The 15,117-nt window shown below is 71.9% G+C and carries 12 protein-coding genes and 1 pseudogene; 5 read left to right on the top strand and 8 right to left on the bottom strand.

Annotated elements, in window-relative coordinates; translation table 11 throughout:
• Positions 1 to 62 precede the first annotated feature (62 nt).
• Positions 63 to 548: pseudogene (locus tag ACGF0D_RS37990) on the bottom strand (ribose-5-phosphate isomerase); the annotation flags it as partial.
• A 113-nt stretch (positions 549 to 661) separates the two neighbouring features.
• A complete protein-coding gene (locus ACGF0D_RS37995) occupies positions 662 to 1,261 on the bottom strand; it encodes a biotin transporter BioY (RefSeq protein ID WP_392884324.1) in 600 nt (199 codons plus the stop codon).
• Between the two features lie 265 nt (positions 1,262 to 1,526).
• On the opposite strand from ACGF0D_RS37995, the gene ACGF0D_RS38000 reads away from it, so the two are divergent.
• Positions 1,527 to 2,954, top strand: coding sequence for an amino acid permease (locus ACGF0D_RS38000; RefSeq protein ID WP_392924358.1), 1,428 nt, complete (start codon positions 1,527 to 1,529; stop codon positions 2,952 to 2,954).
• A 112-nt stretch (positions 2,955 to 3,066) separates the two neighbouring features.
• On the opposite strand, the gene ACGF0D_RS38005 is transcribed toward ACGF0D_RS38000, so the two are convergent.
• Positions 3,067 to 3,699 (bottom strand): DsbA family protein, encoded by a 633-nt coding sequence (locus ACGF0D_RS38005; RefSeq protein ID WP_392884326.1) that lies wholly within the window; start codon positions 3,697 to 3,699, stop codon positions 3,067 to 3,069.
• Between the two features lie 225 nt (positions 3,700 to 3,924).
• Between ACGF0D_RS38005 and pepN the strand changes: the two genes are divergently transcribed.
• Positions 3,925 to 6,516, top strand: coding sequence for an aminopeptidase N (gene pepN, locus ACGF0D_RS38010; RefSeq protein WP_392924361.1), 2,592 nt, complete (start codon positions 3,925 to 3,927; stop codon positions 6,514 to 6,516).
• A gap of 146 nt (positions 6,517 to 6,662) precedes the next feature.
• Here pepN and ACGF0D_RS38015 read toward each other — a convergent pair whose 3' ends face one another.
• The 4 genes from ACGF0D_RS38015 to ACGF0D_RS38030 all read right to left on the bottom strand — a co-directional run bounded on the left by ACGF0D_RS38015 (position 6,663) and on the right by ACGF0D_RS38030 (position 12,262).
• A complete protein-coding gene (locus ACGF0D_RS38015) occupies positions 6,663 to 7,970 on the bottom strand; it encodes a glycoside hydrolase family 18 protein (protein WP_392924364.1) in 1,308 nt (435 codons plus the stop codon).
• Between the two features lie 192 nt (positions 7,971 to 8,162).
• On the bottom strand, positions 8,163 to 10,808 hold the full coding sequence (gene acnA, locus ACGF0D_RS38020; RefSeq protein ID WP_392924366.1) for an aconitate hydratase AcnA: 2,646 nt from the start codon (positions 10,806 to 10,808) through the stop codon (positions 8,163 to 8,165).
• A 183-nt stretch (positions 10,809 to 10,991) separates the two neighbouring features.
• Complete coding sequence (locus ACGF0D_RS38025) at positions 10,992 to 11,147, bottom strand: hypothetical protein (protein ID WP_392884332.1); 156 nt, start codon at positions 11,145 to 11,147, stop codon at positions 10,992 to 10,994.
• Positions 11,144 to 12,262, bottom strand: a complete 1,119-nt coding sequence (locus tag ACGF0D_RS38030) for a hypothetical protein (RefSeq protein WP_392924369.1) — start codon at positions 12,260 to 12,262, stop codon at positions 11,144 to 11,146. The genes ACGF0D_RS38025 and ACGF0D_RS38030 overlap by 4 nt, the downstream gene beginning before the upstream one ends.
• 30 nt (positions 12,263 to 12,292) lie before the next feature.
• Here ACGF0D_RS38030 and ACGF0D_RS38035 point away from each other — a divergent pair, with 30 nt between their 5' ends.
• From ACGF0D_RS38035 to ACGF0D_RS38045, 3 genes are all read left to right on the top strand, one after another.
• Entirely contained in the window at positions 12,293 to 12,640 is a 348-nt protein-coding gene (locus ACGF0D_RS38035; protein ID WP_392924371.1) for a hypothetical protein, read from the top strand.
• Between the two features lie 205 nt (positions 12,641 to 12,845).
• Complete coding sequence (locus ACGF0D_RS38040; RefSeq protein ID WP_392924374.1) at positions 12,846 to 13,253, top strand: type II toxin-antitoxin system VapC family toxin; 408 nt, start codon at positions 12,846 to 12,848, stop codon at positions 13,251 to 13,253.
• 96 nt (positions 13,254 to 13,349) lie between these two features.
• Entirely contained in the window at positions 13,350 to 13,883 is a 534-nt protein-coding gene (locus tag ACGF0D_RS38045) for a superoxide dismutase family protein (protein ID WP_392924377.1), read from the top strand.
• Positions 13,884 to 14,011: 128 nt separating this feature from the next.
• Here ACGF0D_RS38045 and argF read toward each other — a convergent pair whose 3' ends face one another.
• Complete coding sequence (argF, locus tag ACGF0D_RS38050) at positions 14,012 to 15,013, bottom strand: ornithine carbamoyltransferase (RefSeq protein ID WP_392924379.1); 1,002 nt, start codon at positions 15,011 to 15,013, stop codon at positions 14,012 to 14,014.
• Between the last annotated feature and the right edge of the window lie 104 nt (positions 15,014 to 15,117).

Here is a 15,117-nt window from a genome sequence, read left to right on the forward strand (position 1 = left end):
GGGGGGGGGCGGGGCCGCGGGGGGGGGGGGGCGGGCCGGGGGGGGGGGGGGGGGGGGGGGTACCCCCCGGGGGGGGGGGGGGCGGGGATCGGCGGGAGCTCGCCGGTGGTCTCGTACTCGCTCAGCATCTCGATCCGGCGGGTGTGCCGGGGCTCGCCGCTGTACGGGGTCTTGAGGAAGACCTCGACGAACTCGGTGGCCTCCTCCAGGGTGTGCATGCGGCCGCCGATGGAGATCACGTTGGCGTTGTTGTGCTGACGGCCGAGCTCGGCGGTCTGCACGCTCCAGGCCAGCGCGGCCCGGACGCCCTTGACCTTGTTGGCGGCGATCGCCTCGCCGTTGCCCGAGCCGCCGATCACGATGCCCAGGGCGTCCTCGTCGGCGGCGGTGCGCTCGGCGGCCCGCAGGCAGAACGGCGGGTAGTCGTCCTCGGCGTCGTAGATGTGCGGCCCGCAGTCGACCGGCTCGTGGCCGGCCCCCTTGAGCCACTCCACGAGGTGGTTCTTCAGTTCGTATCCGGCATGGTCGGAGCCCAGGTACACGCGCATGCCATGAGTGTGGCATGCGCGTGCGCCCGGGCCCGACAACGGGTGCGCCGACCGGGGTGGCCGGTGGGGCCGGCCGGTGGAGCCGCCCGGTGGGTCGGCGCCGGCCGGGCGGGTCAGCGCCGGCCGACCAGCTTCCAGGCCAGCGGCAGGGCACCGGCGGCGAGGGCGGCCTTGAGGGCGTCGCCGACCAGGTACGGGTAGAGGCCGAGCTCGGCGGCCCGGGCGAGCGACACGTGCAGCGACAGGGCGAGGTACGGGACGCCGACCGCGTAGATGGCGAGGCTGCCGAGGACCATGGTGACGGCGGTGTTGACCGGGGTGCGGTCGGCGCCGCGGCGGGCCAGCGCGCCGGTCAGGGCGGCGGCCAGGACGAAGCCGAGCACGTAGCCGAAGGAGGCCATCGCCCAGCCGGAGGTGCCCTCGGCGAACCAGGGCAGGCCCGCCATGCCGGCCAGCATGTACAGCACGAGCGAGGCGACGCCGCGGCGGGCGCCGAGCGCGGTGCCGACCAGCAGGGCGGCGAAGGTCTGGCCGGTGACCGGCACCGGCGAGCCGGGGACGTTCACCGACAGCTGGGCGGCCACGCCGGTCAGCGCGGCGCCGCCGGCCACCAGGGCCAGGTCGCGGGCCTGGGCGCCGAGCCGGGTGGAGGCGGCGGGCAGCAGGTCGGCGAGGACGGCGCGGCGCGGTATCGGGGTGGTGGCAGTGGCCATCGGGGCTCCTCCGTGAGGTCCAGGTGAGTGAACACCTGTGAACCTACGCGGTGATCCACTGCGCGAACGGCACGGTTTCGGACAAACCCGGGCCGTCGGGTGTTGTCGGAACCGGTCCCGGACGACTCCTGGTCACAACATGATCACGTTAGGTTTCGACGTGGTCCGCATCGTGAGCCCGAAGCGATCATCTTTGGCATGGACAGGGGCGCCCCCGGATATTGGACAGCTCATGTCGCATACCGCACAGTCTGGAACCGCCTCTATGGCCCCCACCCCCGCCCCTACGGCGACCGGGACCCCCGCCGGTCCCCGCCCGGCCGCCGACCCGGCGTCGGGTGGCCAGCAGCTCACCCACGGGCTGAAGCAGCGCCACCTGTCCATGATCGCCCTCGGCGGCGTGATCGGCGCCGGCCTCTTCGTCGGCTCCGGCGCCGGCATCGCGGCCGCCGGCCCGGCGATCATCCTGGCGTTCGTGCTCTCCGGCCTCCTGGTCATGCTGATCATGAGAATGCTCGGTGAGATGTCCGCCGCCCGTCCGGCCTCCGGATCGTTCTCGGTGCACGCCGAGAAGGAGATCGGCCCCTGGGCCGGGATCACGGCCGGCTGGATGTACTGGGTGATGCTCTGCTGCGGCGTGGCCGCCGAGGCCACCGCCGCCGGGAAGATCGTCAACGGCTGGATACCCGGCGTCTCCGCCTGGGTCTGGGTCGCCCTGTTCATGGTCTTCTTCTGTACCAGCAACCTCACCGCGGTGAAGAACTTCGGCGAGTTCGAGTTCTGGTTCGCCGCGATCAAGGTCGCCGCCATCGTCACCTTCCTGGTCCTCGGCGGGCTCGGCATCGCCGGCGTGATCGGCCCCGGCGCCCCCGGCACCGCGAACCTCACCGGCCACGGCGGCTTCCTGCCCAACGGCATCGACGGGCTGATCATCGGCCTGCTCGCCTCGGTCTTCGCGTACGGCGGTCTGGAGACCGTCACCATCGCCGCCGCCGAGTCCGACGACCCCAAGAAGAACGTCGCCAACGCCGTGCGCACCGCGGTGTGGCGGATCGGGATCTTCTACATCGGCTCGATGGCCCTGGTCGTCACCCTGGTCTCCTGGAAGGACCCGAAGGTCGTCACCGACGGCCCGTACGTCACCGTGCTGAGCCACCTCGGGGTGCCCGCCGCCGGGACGATCATGCAGGTGGTGGTGCTGGTCGCGCTGCTGTCCGCGATGAACGCCAACATCTACGGCGCGTCCCGGATGGCGTACTCGCTGGTCGGCCGCGGCCAGGGCCCCAAGGCGCTGGCCAAGGTCAGCGGCGGGGTGCCGCGCAGAGCCGTGCTGGTCTCCTGCCTGTTCGGCTTCGGCGCCGTGCTGGCCGCCAAGTTCTGGCCGGACACCGTGTTCACCTGGCTGATGAACACCACCGGTGTGGCGATCCTGGTGGTCTGGCTGTTCATCTGCGTGGTCCAGCTGCGGATGCGCCGCCGGCTGCAGCGCGAGGCGCCCGAGCTGCTCACCGTGAAGATGTGGGGCTACCCGTACCTGACCTGGGTCGCGATGGCCGCGGTGGTCGGCATCCTCGCCCTGATGACCACCACCGAGGGCAACCGCGACCAGCTGTACGCGGCCGGCGTGCTGGTCGCCGGACTCACCGTCGCCGGGCTGCTCAAGCAGCGCCGGGACGCCGCCGCCCTGCGCTGACCCACCCGGACGCGCGGACGGCGGGGGCCCGGTACCGATGGGTACCGGGCCCTGCCGCGTTCCACGCCGCGCTCACGCGTTCCGCGCGGTGCTCATGCGTTCCGCGCCGTGCTCACTCGAAGGAGGGGCCGGCCGTCCGGCTGCGCTTGATCTCGTAGAAGCCCGGGGTGGAGGCCACCAGCAGGGTGCCGTCCCACAGCCGGGCCGCGGCCTCGCCCTTCGGGGCGGGGGTGACCACCGGGCCGAAGAAGGCCACCCGCTCGCCGTCCACGCCCTCGACCGCGATCACCGGGGTGCCGACGTCCTCGCCGACCAGGCCGATGCCCTCCTTGTGCGAGGCGCGCAGGGCCTCGTCGTACGCGTCCGTGTCGGCCGCGTCGGCCAGCTCGACCGGCAGGCCCGCTGCCACCAGGGCGGCCTCGACGGTCTCCCGGTTCTGCGGCAGGCCCTGGTTGTGGAAGCGCAGGCCCAGCTCGGTGTAGAGCCGGCCGAGGACCTCCGGCCCGTGCTGCTGCTCGGCGGCGATGCAGACCCGCACCGCGCCCCAGGCGTTGTCCAGCAGCTCCCGGTAGCTCTCCGGGAGGTCCCGGTGCTCGTTGAGCACCGACAGGCTCATCACGTGCCAGTGCACGTCGACCGGACGCAGCTGCTGGACCTCGGTCAGCCAGCGGGAGGTCATCCACGCCCACGGGCAGGCCGGGTCGAACCAGAAGTCGGCGGTCTTGCGCTCAGCGGCAGTCGTCACTGCGTGTCGTCCTTCGTGAGGTGGTCCGAGGCAGGGAGGAGTTCCGTCCCCGGAACGCCAACACCCGCCCGGCGCCGGTGATTCCGGTGCGAACGCGGCGGCCTGTGCAATGGTACTGACGGCGCGGAGCGTGAAAGGATGGCCCCGCGCGCGGAGCACACCCCGCGCCGAGACCGCACCACCCACAGGCGCACCACCGTGCGAGCCGGACAAAGGAGTACCGCCGTGCCGGGCAAGAACCTCAGCCGCGACGAGGCGCAGCAGCGGGCCAGCATCCTGGCCGTGGACGGCTACCAGGTCCGGCTGGACGTGACCTCGGCCCCGGACCAGGCGGCCGGCACCTTCCGGTCCACCACCACCGTCACCTTCCGCTGCTCCCAGCCCGGTGCGGACACCTTCCTCGACCTGCTCGCCCCCGCCGTCCGCTCGGTCACCCTCAACGGCCGCGCCCTCGACCCGGCCACCGCCTACGACGGCGCCCGGGTGCACGTCGACGGCCTGGCCGCCGAGAACGTGCTGACCGTCGAGGCGGACTGCGCCTACAGCCGCACCGGCGAGGGCCTGCACCGCTTCGTCGACCCGGTGGACGGCGAGACCTACCTCTACACCCACTACGAGCCGGCCGACGCCCGCCGGGTGTTCGCGAACTTCGAGCAGCCCGACCTGAAGGCCCCGTTCACCTTCACCGTGACCGCCCCCGCGGCCTGGGACGTGTGGTCCAACGCCCCGCACGAGAACGTCACCGCCGAAGGCGACGCCCGTACCTGGGAGTTCGCGCCGACCAAGCCGATCTCCACCTACCTCACCGCCGTCGTCGCCGGCCCGTACCACGTCGCCCGCGACCACTACCGCCGCGAGCTGGCCGACGGCACCGCGCTAGAGATCCCGCTCTCCGCGATGTGCCGCAAGTCGCTGGCCCCGTACTTCGACGCGGACGAGATCCTCGGCGTCACCAAGCTCGGACTCGACTTCTTCCACGAGGAGTTCGACTACCCGTACCCCTTCGGCAAGTACGACCAGGCCTTCGTCCCCGAGTACAACATCGGCGCGATGGAGAACCCCGGCTGCGTCACCTTCCGCGAGGAGTTCATCTTCCGCTCGAAGGTCACCGACGCCGCGTACGAGGGCCGGGCCAACGTCATCCTGCACGAGATGGCGCACATGTGGTTCGGCGACCTGGTCACCATGCGCTGGTGGGACGACCTGTGGCTGAAGGAGTCCTTCGCCGACTTCATGGGCTCCTACGGCCTGATCGGCGCCCGCACCCGCTACTCCTCGGCCTGGGTCACCTTCGCCAACCAGCGCAAGGCCTGGGCCTACCGGCAGGACCAGTTCCCCACCACCCACCCGATCACCGCGGACATCCGGGACCTCGAGGACGCCAAGCTCAACTTCGACGGCATCACCTACGCCAAGGGCGCCTCCGTCCTCAAGCAGCTGGTGGCGTACGTCGGTTCGGAGGCCTTCTTCGAGGGCGCCCGCCGCTACTTCAAGCGCCACGCCTTCGGCAACACCGAGCTGGGCGACCTGCTGGAGGTGCTGGAGGAGACCAGCGGCCGCGACCTCAAGGCCTGGGCCGCCGCCTGGCTCCAGACCTCCGGGGTCAACGCGCTCACCCCGCAGGTCACCACCGACGCCGAGGGCCGGATCACCGAGCTGGCCGTGCTCCAGGACGGCGCTGCGGACGATTCCGCGACTCCGTCGCGTGGCCTGCGCCCGCACCGGATCGCGGTCGGCCTGTACGACCGGGACGCCGACGGCGCCCTGGTGCGCACCGGCCGGATCGAGCTGGACGTCACCGGCGCCCGGACCGTCGTCGCCGAGGCCGTCGGGCTGGCCCGCCCGGCGCTGGTGCTGCTCAACGACGACGACCTGACCTACTGCAAGATCCGCTTCGACGAGGAGTCGCTGGAGGGCCTGCGCACCGGCCTCGGCGACATCCGCGACGAGCTGGCCCGCGCGCTGACCTGGTCCGCGGTGTGGAACCTCACCCGGGACGGCCTGATGCCGGCCCGCGACTACGTCGCCCTGGTACTGCGGTTCGCCGGCCAGGAGGGCAACATCGGCGTGCTCCAGTCGCTGCACGCCCAGGCCAAGACCGCCGTCGACCTGTACGCCGACCCGGCCTGGCGCGGCGAGGGCGGCCGGCTGCTCGCCGACGGCGCCCTGCGCGAGCTGCGCGACGCCGTCCCCGGCAGCGACCACCAGCTGGCCTGGGCCCGCTTCCTCGCCCAGACCGCGGGCGGCGCCGAGCACCTCGGCCTGGTCCGCGGCCTGCTGTCCGGCAGCGCCCGGATCGACGGCCTGGAGGTCGACCAGGACCTGCGCTGGTCGCTGTGGCTGGCGCTGGCCGCGTCCGGCCAGGCCACCGACGAGGAGCTGGCCGCCGAGCTGGCCGCCGACAACACCGCGAGCGGCAAGCGGCACCACACCCAGTGCCTGGCCGCCCGGCCCACCGCGGAGGCCAAGGCCGCCGCCTGGTCGGCCGTGATCGACTCGGACGAGCTGCCGAGCGCCCTGGTCGAGGCCAACACCGCCGGCTTCTCGATCCCCTCTCAGCGCGACCTGAGCGCCCTCTACGCGGCGCCGTACTTCAAGCTGCTGGAGCGGATCTGGGCCGAGCGGAGCATCGAGATCGCGATGCGGATCGTCGGCGGCTTCTTCCCGATCGCCCAGACCGACGAGCAGACCCTGGCCGAGGCCGACGCCTGGCTGGCCGGGCACCCGCAGGCCGCGCCGGCGCTGCGCCGCCTGGTGCTGGAGCGCCGGGACGACCTGGCCCGCGCGCTGCGGGCGCAGGCCTGCGACCGGGTCTGACGGGCAGCGCGCACCGCGACGGCCGCGGGCCGCGCCGGCCGTACGCCGCCGTGACCGGGCCGCCATGACCGGGCCGCCGTGAAAGAGGGCCCCGGCCGCTCCCTGGATTCAGGGAGCGGCCGGGGCCCTCTGCCGTGGGAGGCCGGTCAGTCGCGGCGCAGGCCGCGGTCCAGCGCGGCGATCGCGCTGCCCTGGGCGTCGTCGCCGTCCAGCGACCAGACCATCACCCCGGCCAGGTCGTTCCAGCGCGTGTACCGCGCCTTCTGGGTGAGCACCTCGGCGGTGTCGTAGCTGTAGAAGGTGGTGCCGTCGTACTTCCAGGACGCGCCGTGGTCGCGGTCCAGGTGGACCTTGCCCGGCAGCTCGTTGATCTCCCGGTAGGAGCGGTCGGGCGCGGACGCGGTGGCGCTCTGGAAGAGGCCGCCGCGCTTGCCGGGGGCGACGCCGGTCCAGCCGTGGCCGTACAGCGGGGCGCCGAGGACGAGCTGTTCGGAGGGCATCCCGCGCTCCTGGTAGTGGGTCACGGCGGTGTCGGCGCTGCGCTGCCGGGGGTCCGGGTCGGTCGGGTCGGAGTACAGGTTGGCCTGGTGGTTGGCCGGGCCCTTGCCCTCCCAGGGGCCGTGCAGGTCGTAGGTCATCACGTTCAGCCAGTCCATCGACTCGCTCAGCTGCGGCAGTTCGAGCCGGTCGGCGACGGTCTCGTTGGCGGCCACGGCGGCGGTCAGCAGGTAGTGCTTGCCCTTCCTGCCGCTCAGCGCGTCCAGCTGGTCGCGGAACTCCCGCATCAGCAGGGTGAAGTTGTGCCCGTCCTCGGGGCGGACCACGTTGCCGGCGTCCCCGCCGCCGCCCGGGTACTCCCAGTCGATGTCGATGCCGTCGAAGACGCCCGCGGCCGCGGCCCGGCCGCCCTCCGGTGAGTCGGCCAGGACCGGTAGGTCGCCCTTGAGGTAGAGGTCGATGCAGGAGGAGACGAACTTCCTGCGGGACTCGTCGGTGGCGGCCGCGTCGGAGAAGTACTTGGACCAGGTCCAGCCGCCCAGCGAGATGACCGTGCGCAGCTGGGGGTTCTTCGCCTTGAGCTTGCGCAGCTGGTTGAAGTGGCCCTTCAGCGGCTGGCCCGGGGCGTCGGCCACGCCGTCCACCGACTCGGCGGCGGAGAAGGAGCGCTGGTAGTCGTCGCGGGCGTCGCCCTGGCCGGGCTCGTTGCTCTCGAAGCAGGTGCCGTCGGCGGAGACGTTGCCGAAGGCGTAGTTGATGACGGTGAGCCTGGCCGCCTGGCCGGACTCCTGGACCCGCTTGGCGGAGCTGTCGGCGCCCCACTGGGTGAAGTAGCCGACCCGCTGGCCCTTCAGCTTCGGGCCGTGCCGTCCGTCGGCGGCGTTGGCGGTGGCGGGGGCGGCGAGCAGCGCGGCGACGGTGGCGGCGGCGAGCAGGGCTGAGGCGCGAGTGGGCATACCGGACCTGTTCTCTGAAGCGACGTCAAATGGTCTGGACCAGATGGCACAGAGGTTTAGTCCATCCGCCGTTCACCGCACAAGGGGTCGGCGGCAACCGGCGCGGTATGCAAAAGCCCGGCGCAGTATGCAAAAAGGAGAGGGGCCGGACCGCGAAGTGCGGTCCGGCCCCTCTCAGGCCTGTGCCGGGACTCAGCCGATCAGCGAGCGCAGCACGTACTGCAGGATGCCGCCGTTGCGGTAGTAGTCCGCCTCACCGGGGGTGTCGATGCGGACGACCGCGTCGAACTCCTTGTCACCGGCCTTGACCTTGACGGTCTTCGGGGTGCGGCCCTCGTTGAGCTCGGTCACGCCGGTGATGGAGAAGGTCTCCTCGCCGGTCAGGCCGAGGGACTCGGCGTTCTCGCCCTCCGGGAACTGCAGCGGCAGGACGCCCATGCCGATCAGGTTCGAGCGGTGGATGCGCTCGTACGACTCGGCGATGACGGCCTTGACGCCCAGCAGCGCGGTGCCCTTGGCGGCCCAGTCGCGGGACGAGCCGGAGCCGTACTCCTTGCCGGCCAGGACGACCAGCGGGATGCCGGCGGCCTGGTAGTTCTGCGAGGCGTCGTAGATGAACGACACCGGCGCGTCGGCCTGGGTGAAGTCGCGGGTGTAGCCGCCCTCGGTGCCCGGCGCGATCTGGTTGCGCAGGCGGATGTTGGCGAAGGTGCCGCGGATCATCACCTCGTGGTTGCCACGACGGGAACCGTAGGAGTTGAAGTCGCGCTTCTCGACACCGTTGGTGGTCAGGTACTGCGCCGCCGGGGTGCCCGGCTTGATGTTGCCGGCCGGGGAGATGTGGTCGGTGGTGACCGAGTCGCCCAGCTTGGCCAGGACGCGGGCGCCGGCGATGTCGGTCACCGGGCTCGGGGTCTTGGCCATGCCCTCGAAGTACGGGGGCTTGCGGACGTAGGTGGACTCGGCGTCCCACTCGAAGGTGTTGCCGGTCGGGACCGGGAGCGACTGCCAGCGGTGGTCACCGGCGAAGACGTCCTGGTAGCCCTTGTCGAACATGGCCTCGTCGATGGAGCCGGCGACGACGTCGGCGACCTCCTGCTCCGACGGCCAGATGTCGGCGAGGAAGACGTCGTTGCCGTCGGCGTCCTGACCCAGGGCGTCCTTGGTGATGTCGACGTTCATGTTGCCGGCGAGGGCGTAGGCGACCACCAGCGGCGGGGAGGCCAGGTAGTTCATCTTGACGTCGGGGTTGATCCGGCCCTCGAAGTTGCGGTTGCCGGAGAGCACCGAGACGACCGCGAGGTCGGACTCGTTGACGGCGGCCGAGACCTCCTCGGGCAGCGGGCCCGAGTTGCCGATGCAGGTGACGCAGCCGTAGCCGACCAGGTTGAAGCCCAGCTTCTCCATGTACGGGAGCAGGCCGGCCTTCTCGTAGTAGTCCATGACGACCTTGGAGCCGGGCGCCAGGGTGGTCTTGACCCAGGGCTTGACGTGCAGGCCCTTCTCCACGGCCTTCTTCGCCAGCAGGGCGGCGCCCAGCATGACGGAGGGGTTGGAGGTGTTGGTGCAGGAGGTGATCGAGGCGATCACGACCGCGCCGTTGTCGATCTCGTAGGCCGAGCCGTCGGGGGCGGTGACGGCGGTCGGCTTCGAGGCCTCGGCGGAGTAGGTCGGCAGCGCCTCGGCGAACTTCTCGGCGGCCTCGGCCAGGATCACGCGGTCCTGCGGGCGCTTCGGGCCGGAGATCGACGGGACGACGGTGGAGACGTCCAGCTCCAGGTATTCGGAGTAGACCGGCTCGTGCGACGGGTTGTGCCAGAGACCCTGCTCCTTGGCGTACGCCTCGACCAGGGCGAGCTGCTGCGCGTCACGGCCGGTGAGCTTCAGGTAGTTGATGGTCTCGGCGTCGATCGGGAAGATCGCGCAGGTCGAGCCGAACTCCGGCGACATGTTGCCGATGGTGGCGCGGTTGGCCAGCGGGATGGAGCCGATGCCGTCGCCGTAGAACTCGACGAACTTGCCGACCACACCGTGCTTGCGCAGCATCTCGGTGATGGTGAGCACCAGGTCGGTGGCGGTGGTGCCGGCCGGCAGCTCGCCGGTCAGCTTGAAGCCGACGACGCGCGGGATCAGCATGGAGACCGGCTGGCCGAGCATGGCGGCCTCGGCCTCGATGCCGCCGACGCCCCAGCCCAGCACGCCCAGGCCGTTGACCATGGTGGTGTGCGAGTCGGTGCCGACGCAGGTGTCCGGGTAGGCCTGGCCACCACGGACCATGACGGTGCGGGCCAGGTGCTCGATGTTCACCTGGTGGACGATGCCGGTGCCCGGCGGGACGACCTTGAACTCGTCGAAGGCGGTCTGGCCCCAGCGCAGGAACTGGTAGCGCTCCTTGTTGCGGCCGTACTCGATCTCGACGTTCTGGGTGAACGCGTCCTTGGTGCCGAACTTGTCGGCGATGACCGAGTGGTCGATGACCAGCTCGGCCGGGGCCAGCGGGTTGATCTTCGCCGGGTCGCCGCCCAGCTCCTTGACGGCCTCGCGCATGGTGGCGAGGTCGACCACGCACGGCACACCGGTGAAGTCCTGCATGATCACGCGGGCCGGGGTGAACTGGATCTCCTGGCTCGGCTGGGCGTTCTCGTCCCAGTTGCCGAGGGCGCGGATGTGGTCGGCGGTGATGTTCGCGCCGTCCTCCGTGCGGAGCAGGTTCTCCAGCAGCACCTTGAGGCTGTACGGCAGCCGCTCGGAACCCTCGACGGCGGAGAGCTTGAAGATCTCGTACGACTCGTCGCCCACCTGCAGCGAGCTGCGGGCGTCGAAGCTGTTCGCGGACACGACTGACTCCTTCTGGGTGCTTCGTGCGATATCCGGCCGTCACGCGGTGGTAAGGTCAGCCTTACTTAGGCTGACCTTGCCCGCATCGCCGGCGAGCGCCTCTCGGCAAGTATCTTGATGTCGAGATATATCCTAAGGGGCAGTTATCTCGATGTCGAGATAAACCATAGTGCATGCCGTGACTCACCGGTCGTCCGGGCCGCGCCGCTTGCGCTCCAGCCTGATCAGCCAGACCGCACCCGCCACGACAGCGGCCGCCATCAGCAGCACCACCACAAGCTCACCACCGGATCCGCCGGTCGGCGAGGGGGCGATGTCGGCCAGCAGGGTCGTCGTCACTCTTCTTCCTCCGTTCGCGCCCGGTTCGCTCCCAGGCCCAGAACCAGCATCAACAGCACCGGGAACTCCAGATACGCGTGGTAACTCGCCAACGCCGCGTACACCGACCGGCCCTGGGCGTAATCCACGGCGAACAACAGGGCCAGCAGCACACCCGCGCCCGCGCCCAGCCCCCAGGCCCGCACCCCGCGCAGCCCCGGCACCCGGGCGTCGAAACGCTCCGCCGCCTCCGGCGCGTAGCGGGGCAGGAACCAGACCCAGACCACGTAGTGCATCGTCTGCAGGAACGCGAACACCGCCAGGAAACGCAGCCCCACCTGCGGCGTCAGCCAGCCGGGCGGGGTGTAGGCGGCGGCCAGCCGGTCCGTCCAACCGCCCGGGCGCCGCGCCAACAGGCCGTCCAGCAGACCGCTCAGCAACAGCGCCGGAACCAGCAGCACCCAGGCCGACTGCAGCGTCAGGAACGCCGCACGGCCCCGCGCCAGCCGGCGCGACCACTCGGCCAGGAACAGCAGCGGCACCACGTTGTGCAGGTGCGCCAGCACCACGAAGTGGTACGCGGGGAAGGCCAGCGAGACCGCCCCCGCCGCCACCAACAGCACCGCGCCCACCACCGACAGCCGCCGGCGGCCGCGCAACCCGTACCGGCAGGCCGCCGCCAGCAGGCCGTACGCGAGCAGGATCTCCGCCGACTGGGCGACCCGGGAGGGCGGCAGCAGGCGGCACAGCACGATGCCGGTCACCAGGACCAGCAGCAGCCGCAGCAGCGGGCCGGCCAGGACCGCGGCGAAACGGCCGGCCACGTAGCGCAGCTCCAGCACGTTGTGCAGCAGGCCGAAGGCGGCCAGGCCCAGCACCGCCAGGCCGGTCGGCGCCCGCAGGGCCAGCGCCAGGGCGAGGACGGCCGACAGGGCGAAGCCCGCGAACGGCGCGGCGCCCAGCCGGGCGGCCGGGCCGGGCGCGGGCCAGGCGGTGGCCGCGGGGGCGGCTGCCGTCGTGGGTGAGGTCGTGGGGGCGGGTGCCGTCGTGGGTGAGGTCGTGGGGGCGGGTGCCGTCGTGGGTGAGGTCGTGGGGGCGGGTGCCGTCGTGGGTGCGCCCGCGCTCGTCGTCGCCATGTCCCCCCTTTCCATGGCACGATCCCCGCCGTGCGCTACCCGGTGGCCCTCGCCCTCACCCTGCTGACCGAGACGCCCGTCTACACCGCCGCCCTGGTACAGGTGGGGCGGATCCGCCCCGGCCGGGCGGCCGCGGCCGCCGTCCTGGTCAACCTGGTGACGCACCCACTGCTCTGGTGGACCCTGCGGCACTGGACCGACGGACCGGCGGCAGCGTACTGGACGGGCTTCGCGCTCGGCGAGGGGGCGGTCTGCGCGATCGAGGCGCTGCTGCTGTGCCCGCTCGCCGGGCTGCGCCCGCGCGACCCGCTGCCCTGGCTCGCTGCCGGCACCGCCAACGCCGCCTCCCTGCTGGCCGGGCTGCTGATCGGGTCCTGAGCACCGCTCTCCCCGGCCGCAACGCGGGCTGCCGGGCTCGGGCGTCCGACCATGCGCAGCGGGCGCGGAGCCCGCCGAGTCACGGGGGCGCGACCAGGAACGTCCCGTCCGCCCTGGGCGCCCCCGAGCCCGGCCCCGCCGGACGAGGGCCGCCCCGGTACCGTGGCCGGTGAGTTGACGTGCGGGAACGGGCAGGGGCCGACTGATGATCGTGGTGGACGCATCCGCGCTGGTACTGGCACTCGCCGACCAGGGCCCGCGCGGGGTCAGGGCCCGCGCGGAACTCGCCTCCGGCGGCGAGTGGGTGGCGCCCGAGCACGTCGTCGTCGAGGTGATGCAGTCGCTGCGCGGGCTCTACCTGGCCAAGGAGCTGACCGTCGAGCGGGTCGCCGAACTCACCGAGGAGCTCGCGGCGGTGACGATCCGCAAGATCGAGGTGGCGCCGTTGCTCGGCCGGATCTGGGAACTCAAGGACAACCTGACCCCGGACGACGCCGCGTACGTCGCGGTCGCCGAGCGGTACGGGGTACCGCTGGTCACCGCCGACCTGCGGCTGATGCGGGCCAGCGGGCCGCGCTGCGAGATCCGGGGGATCCGGCGGGACGCGGACTGAGGGCGTCGCCTGCGCGGGGAGGACCGGGGGTGTCCTGGGAGCCCCGGCCGCGTTAGCAGGGCGACCGTCGCCCCGCCCCCGGAAGGCCCCGTCCCGATGACCGCTCCGCTTGCCGCCGCCCTGCTGCCGCTGGCCCTGCTCGCCCCCGCCACCTCGCCGGTCTCCGTCACCGAGGCCGCCTTCGACCCGGCCACCGCCTTCGTCCCGCCCACCGCGATCAGCTACGCGAGCGACCTGGTGCCGTACGGCTCGCACGCCCGGATCGTCACCGACCGCTCGCTGCCCGGGCGGACGGTGCTCACCCTGACGGTCTCGGGGCTCGCCCCCGACCACGAGTTCCCGGCGCACCTCCACACCGGCGACTGCGGGGTCGACCCGGCCTCCTCCGGCCCGCACTACCAGAACGTGGTCGACCCGGTGCAGCCGTCCACCGACCCGGCGTACGCCAACGAGGGCAACGAGCTGCGGCTGGCGCTGCGGACCGACCGGCAGGGCGTGGGCAGCGCCGCCACTGCGGTGGCCTGGCAGCTGCGGCCGGGCGAGGCGCGCTCGCTGGTGTTGCACGCGGGCACCCCGGCCGGCCGGCACGCGGTGGGTGACCGGGTGGCCTGCGTCAGGCTGGACGGCTGAGGCCGGCGCCGCCGCCGCAGGGAGCCGCCCGCGGCCCGGGGAGCCGTTCGGGCCAGGAGTCGTTCGGGCCAGGAGCCGTTCGGATCGGAAGGGTCCTCGCCCCTCACCCCTCGGTCAGGAATCGGGAGTCAGGAGCCGAGGGTGGCGACCAGCACCGCCTTGATGGTGTGCAGCCGGTTCTCGGCCTGGTCGAACACGATGGAGTGCGCCGACTCGAACAGTTCGTCGGTGCACTCCAGCTCGCTCATGCCGGTCGCCTCGTGCATCTGCCGCCCGACCACCGTGCCGAGGTCGTGGAAGGCGGGCAGGCAGTGCAGGAACTTCACGTCCGGGTTGCCGGTGGCCCGCACGGTGTCCATGGAGACCTGGTACGGCTTGAGCAGCTCGATCCGCTCGGCCCAGACCTCCTTGGGCTCGCCCATCGAGACCCAGACGTCGGTGTAGAGGAAGTCGGCGCCGGCCACACCCTCGGCCACGTCCTCGGTGAGGGTGATCCGGGCCCCGGTCGTCTCGGCCAGGTCCCGCGCCGACTTCTGCACCTCCTCGGTCGGCCAGAGCGCGCGCGGGGCGACGATCCGGATGTCCATGCCGAGCATGGCGCCGGTGACCAGCAGCGAGTTGCCCATGTTGGAACGGGCGTCGCCGAGGTAGGCGAGGGCGACCTCGGGGAGCGGCTTGGGCGTGTGCTCGGTGACGGTGAGCACGTCGGCCAGCATCTGGGTGGGGTGCCACTCGTCGGTCAGGCCGTTCCAGACCGGGACGCCGGCGTACTCGGCCAGTTCCTCGACGATCTCCTGGCCGTGGCCGCGGTACTCGATGCCGTCGAACATCCGGCCGAGCACCCGGGCGGTGTCCCTGATGGACTCCTTGTGGCCGATCTGGGAGCCCGTGGGGTCCAGGTAGGTGGTGGTGGCGCCCTGGTCGTGGGCGGCGACCTCGAAGGCGCAGCGGGTGCGGGTGGAGGTCTTCTCGAAGATCAGCGCGATGTTCCTGCCGCGCAGTCTGGGCTGCTCGGTGCCCGCGTACTTCGCCGCCTTGAGCGTGGCGGCGAGGTCCACCAGGAAGCGGAACTCCTGGGGCGTGAAGTCGAGCTCCTTGAGGAAGTGCCTGTTCCGGAGGTTGAAGGCCATGCCGGGCTCCTGGGGTGACGGGACTGGAGGAAGCGGCAAGTCTATACGATACTCGGAATTTCTATACAGAGGCGGGGCCGGGACGGTCCCACAGGAGGGGGTTC

Origin of the sequence: Kitasatospora sp. NPDC048298 (assembly GCF_043201465.1) — a bacterium.
GTDB lineage: Bacteria > Actinomycetota > Actinomycetes > Streptomycetales > Streptomycetaceae > Kitasatospora.

Coding starts and splice junctions, on each gene's coding strand:
- ACGF0D_RS37995 (WP_392884324.1), bottom strand. CDS start 1,261: ATGGCCACTGCCACCACCCCGATACCGCGCCGCGCCGTCCTCGCCGAC.
- ACGF0D_RS38000 (WP_392924358.1), top strand. CDS start 1,527: ATGGCCCCCACCCCCGCCCCTACGGCGACCGGGACCCCCGCCGGTCCC.
- ACGF0D_RS38015 (WP_392924364.1), bottom strand. CDS start 7,970: ATGCCCACTCGCGCCTCAGCCCTGCTCGCCGCCGCCACCGTCGCCGCG.
- ACGF0D_RS38030 (WP_392924369.1), bottom strand. CDS start 12,262: ATGGCGACGACGAGCGCGGGCGCACCCACGACGGCACCCGCCCCCACG.
- ACGF0D_RS38040 (WP_392924374.1), top strand. CDS start 12,846: ATGATCGTGGTGGACGCATCCGCGCTGGTACTGGCACTCGCCGACCAG.
- ACGF0D_RS38045 (WP_392924377.1), top strand. CDS start 13,350: ATGACCGCTCCGCTTGCCGCCGCCCTGCTGCCGCTGGCCCTGCTCGCC.
- argF (WP_392924379.1), bottom strand. CDS start 15,013: ATGGCCTTCAACCTCCGGAACAGGCACTTCCTCAAGGAGCTCGACTTC.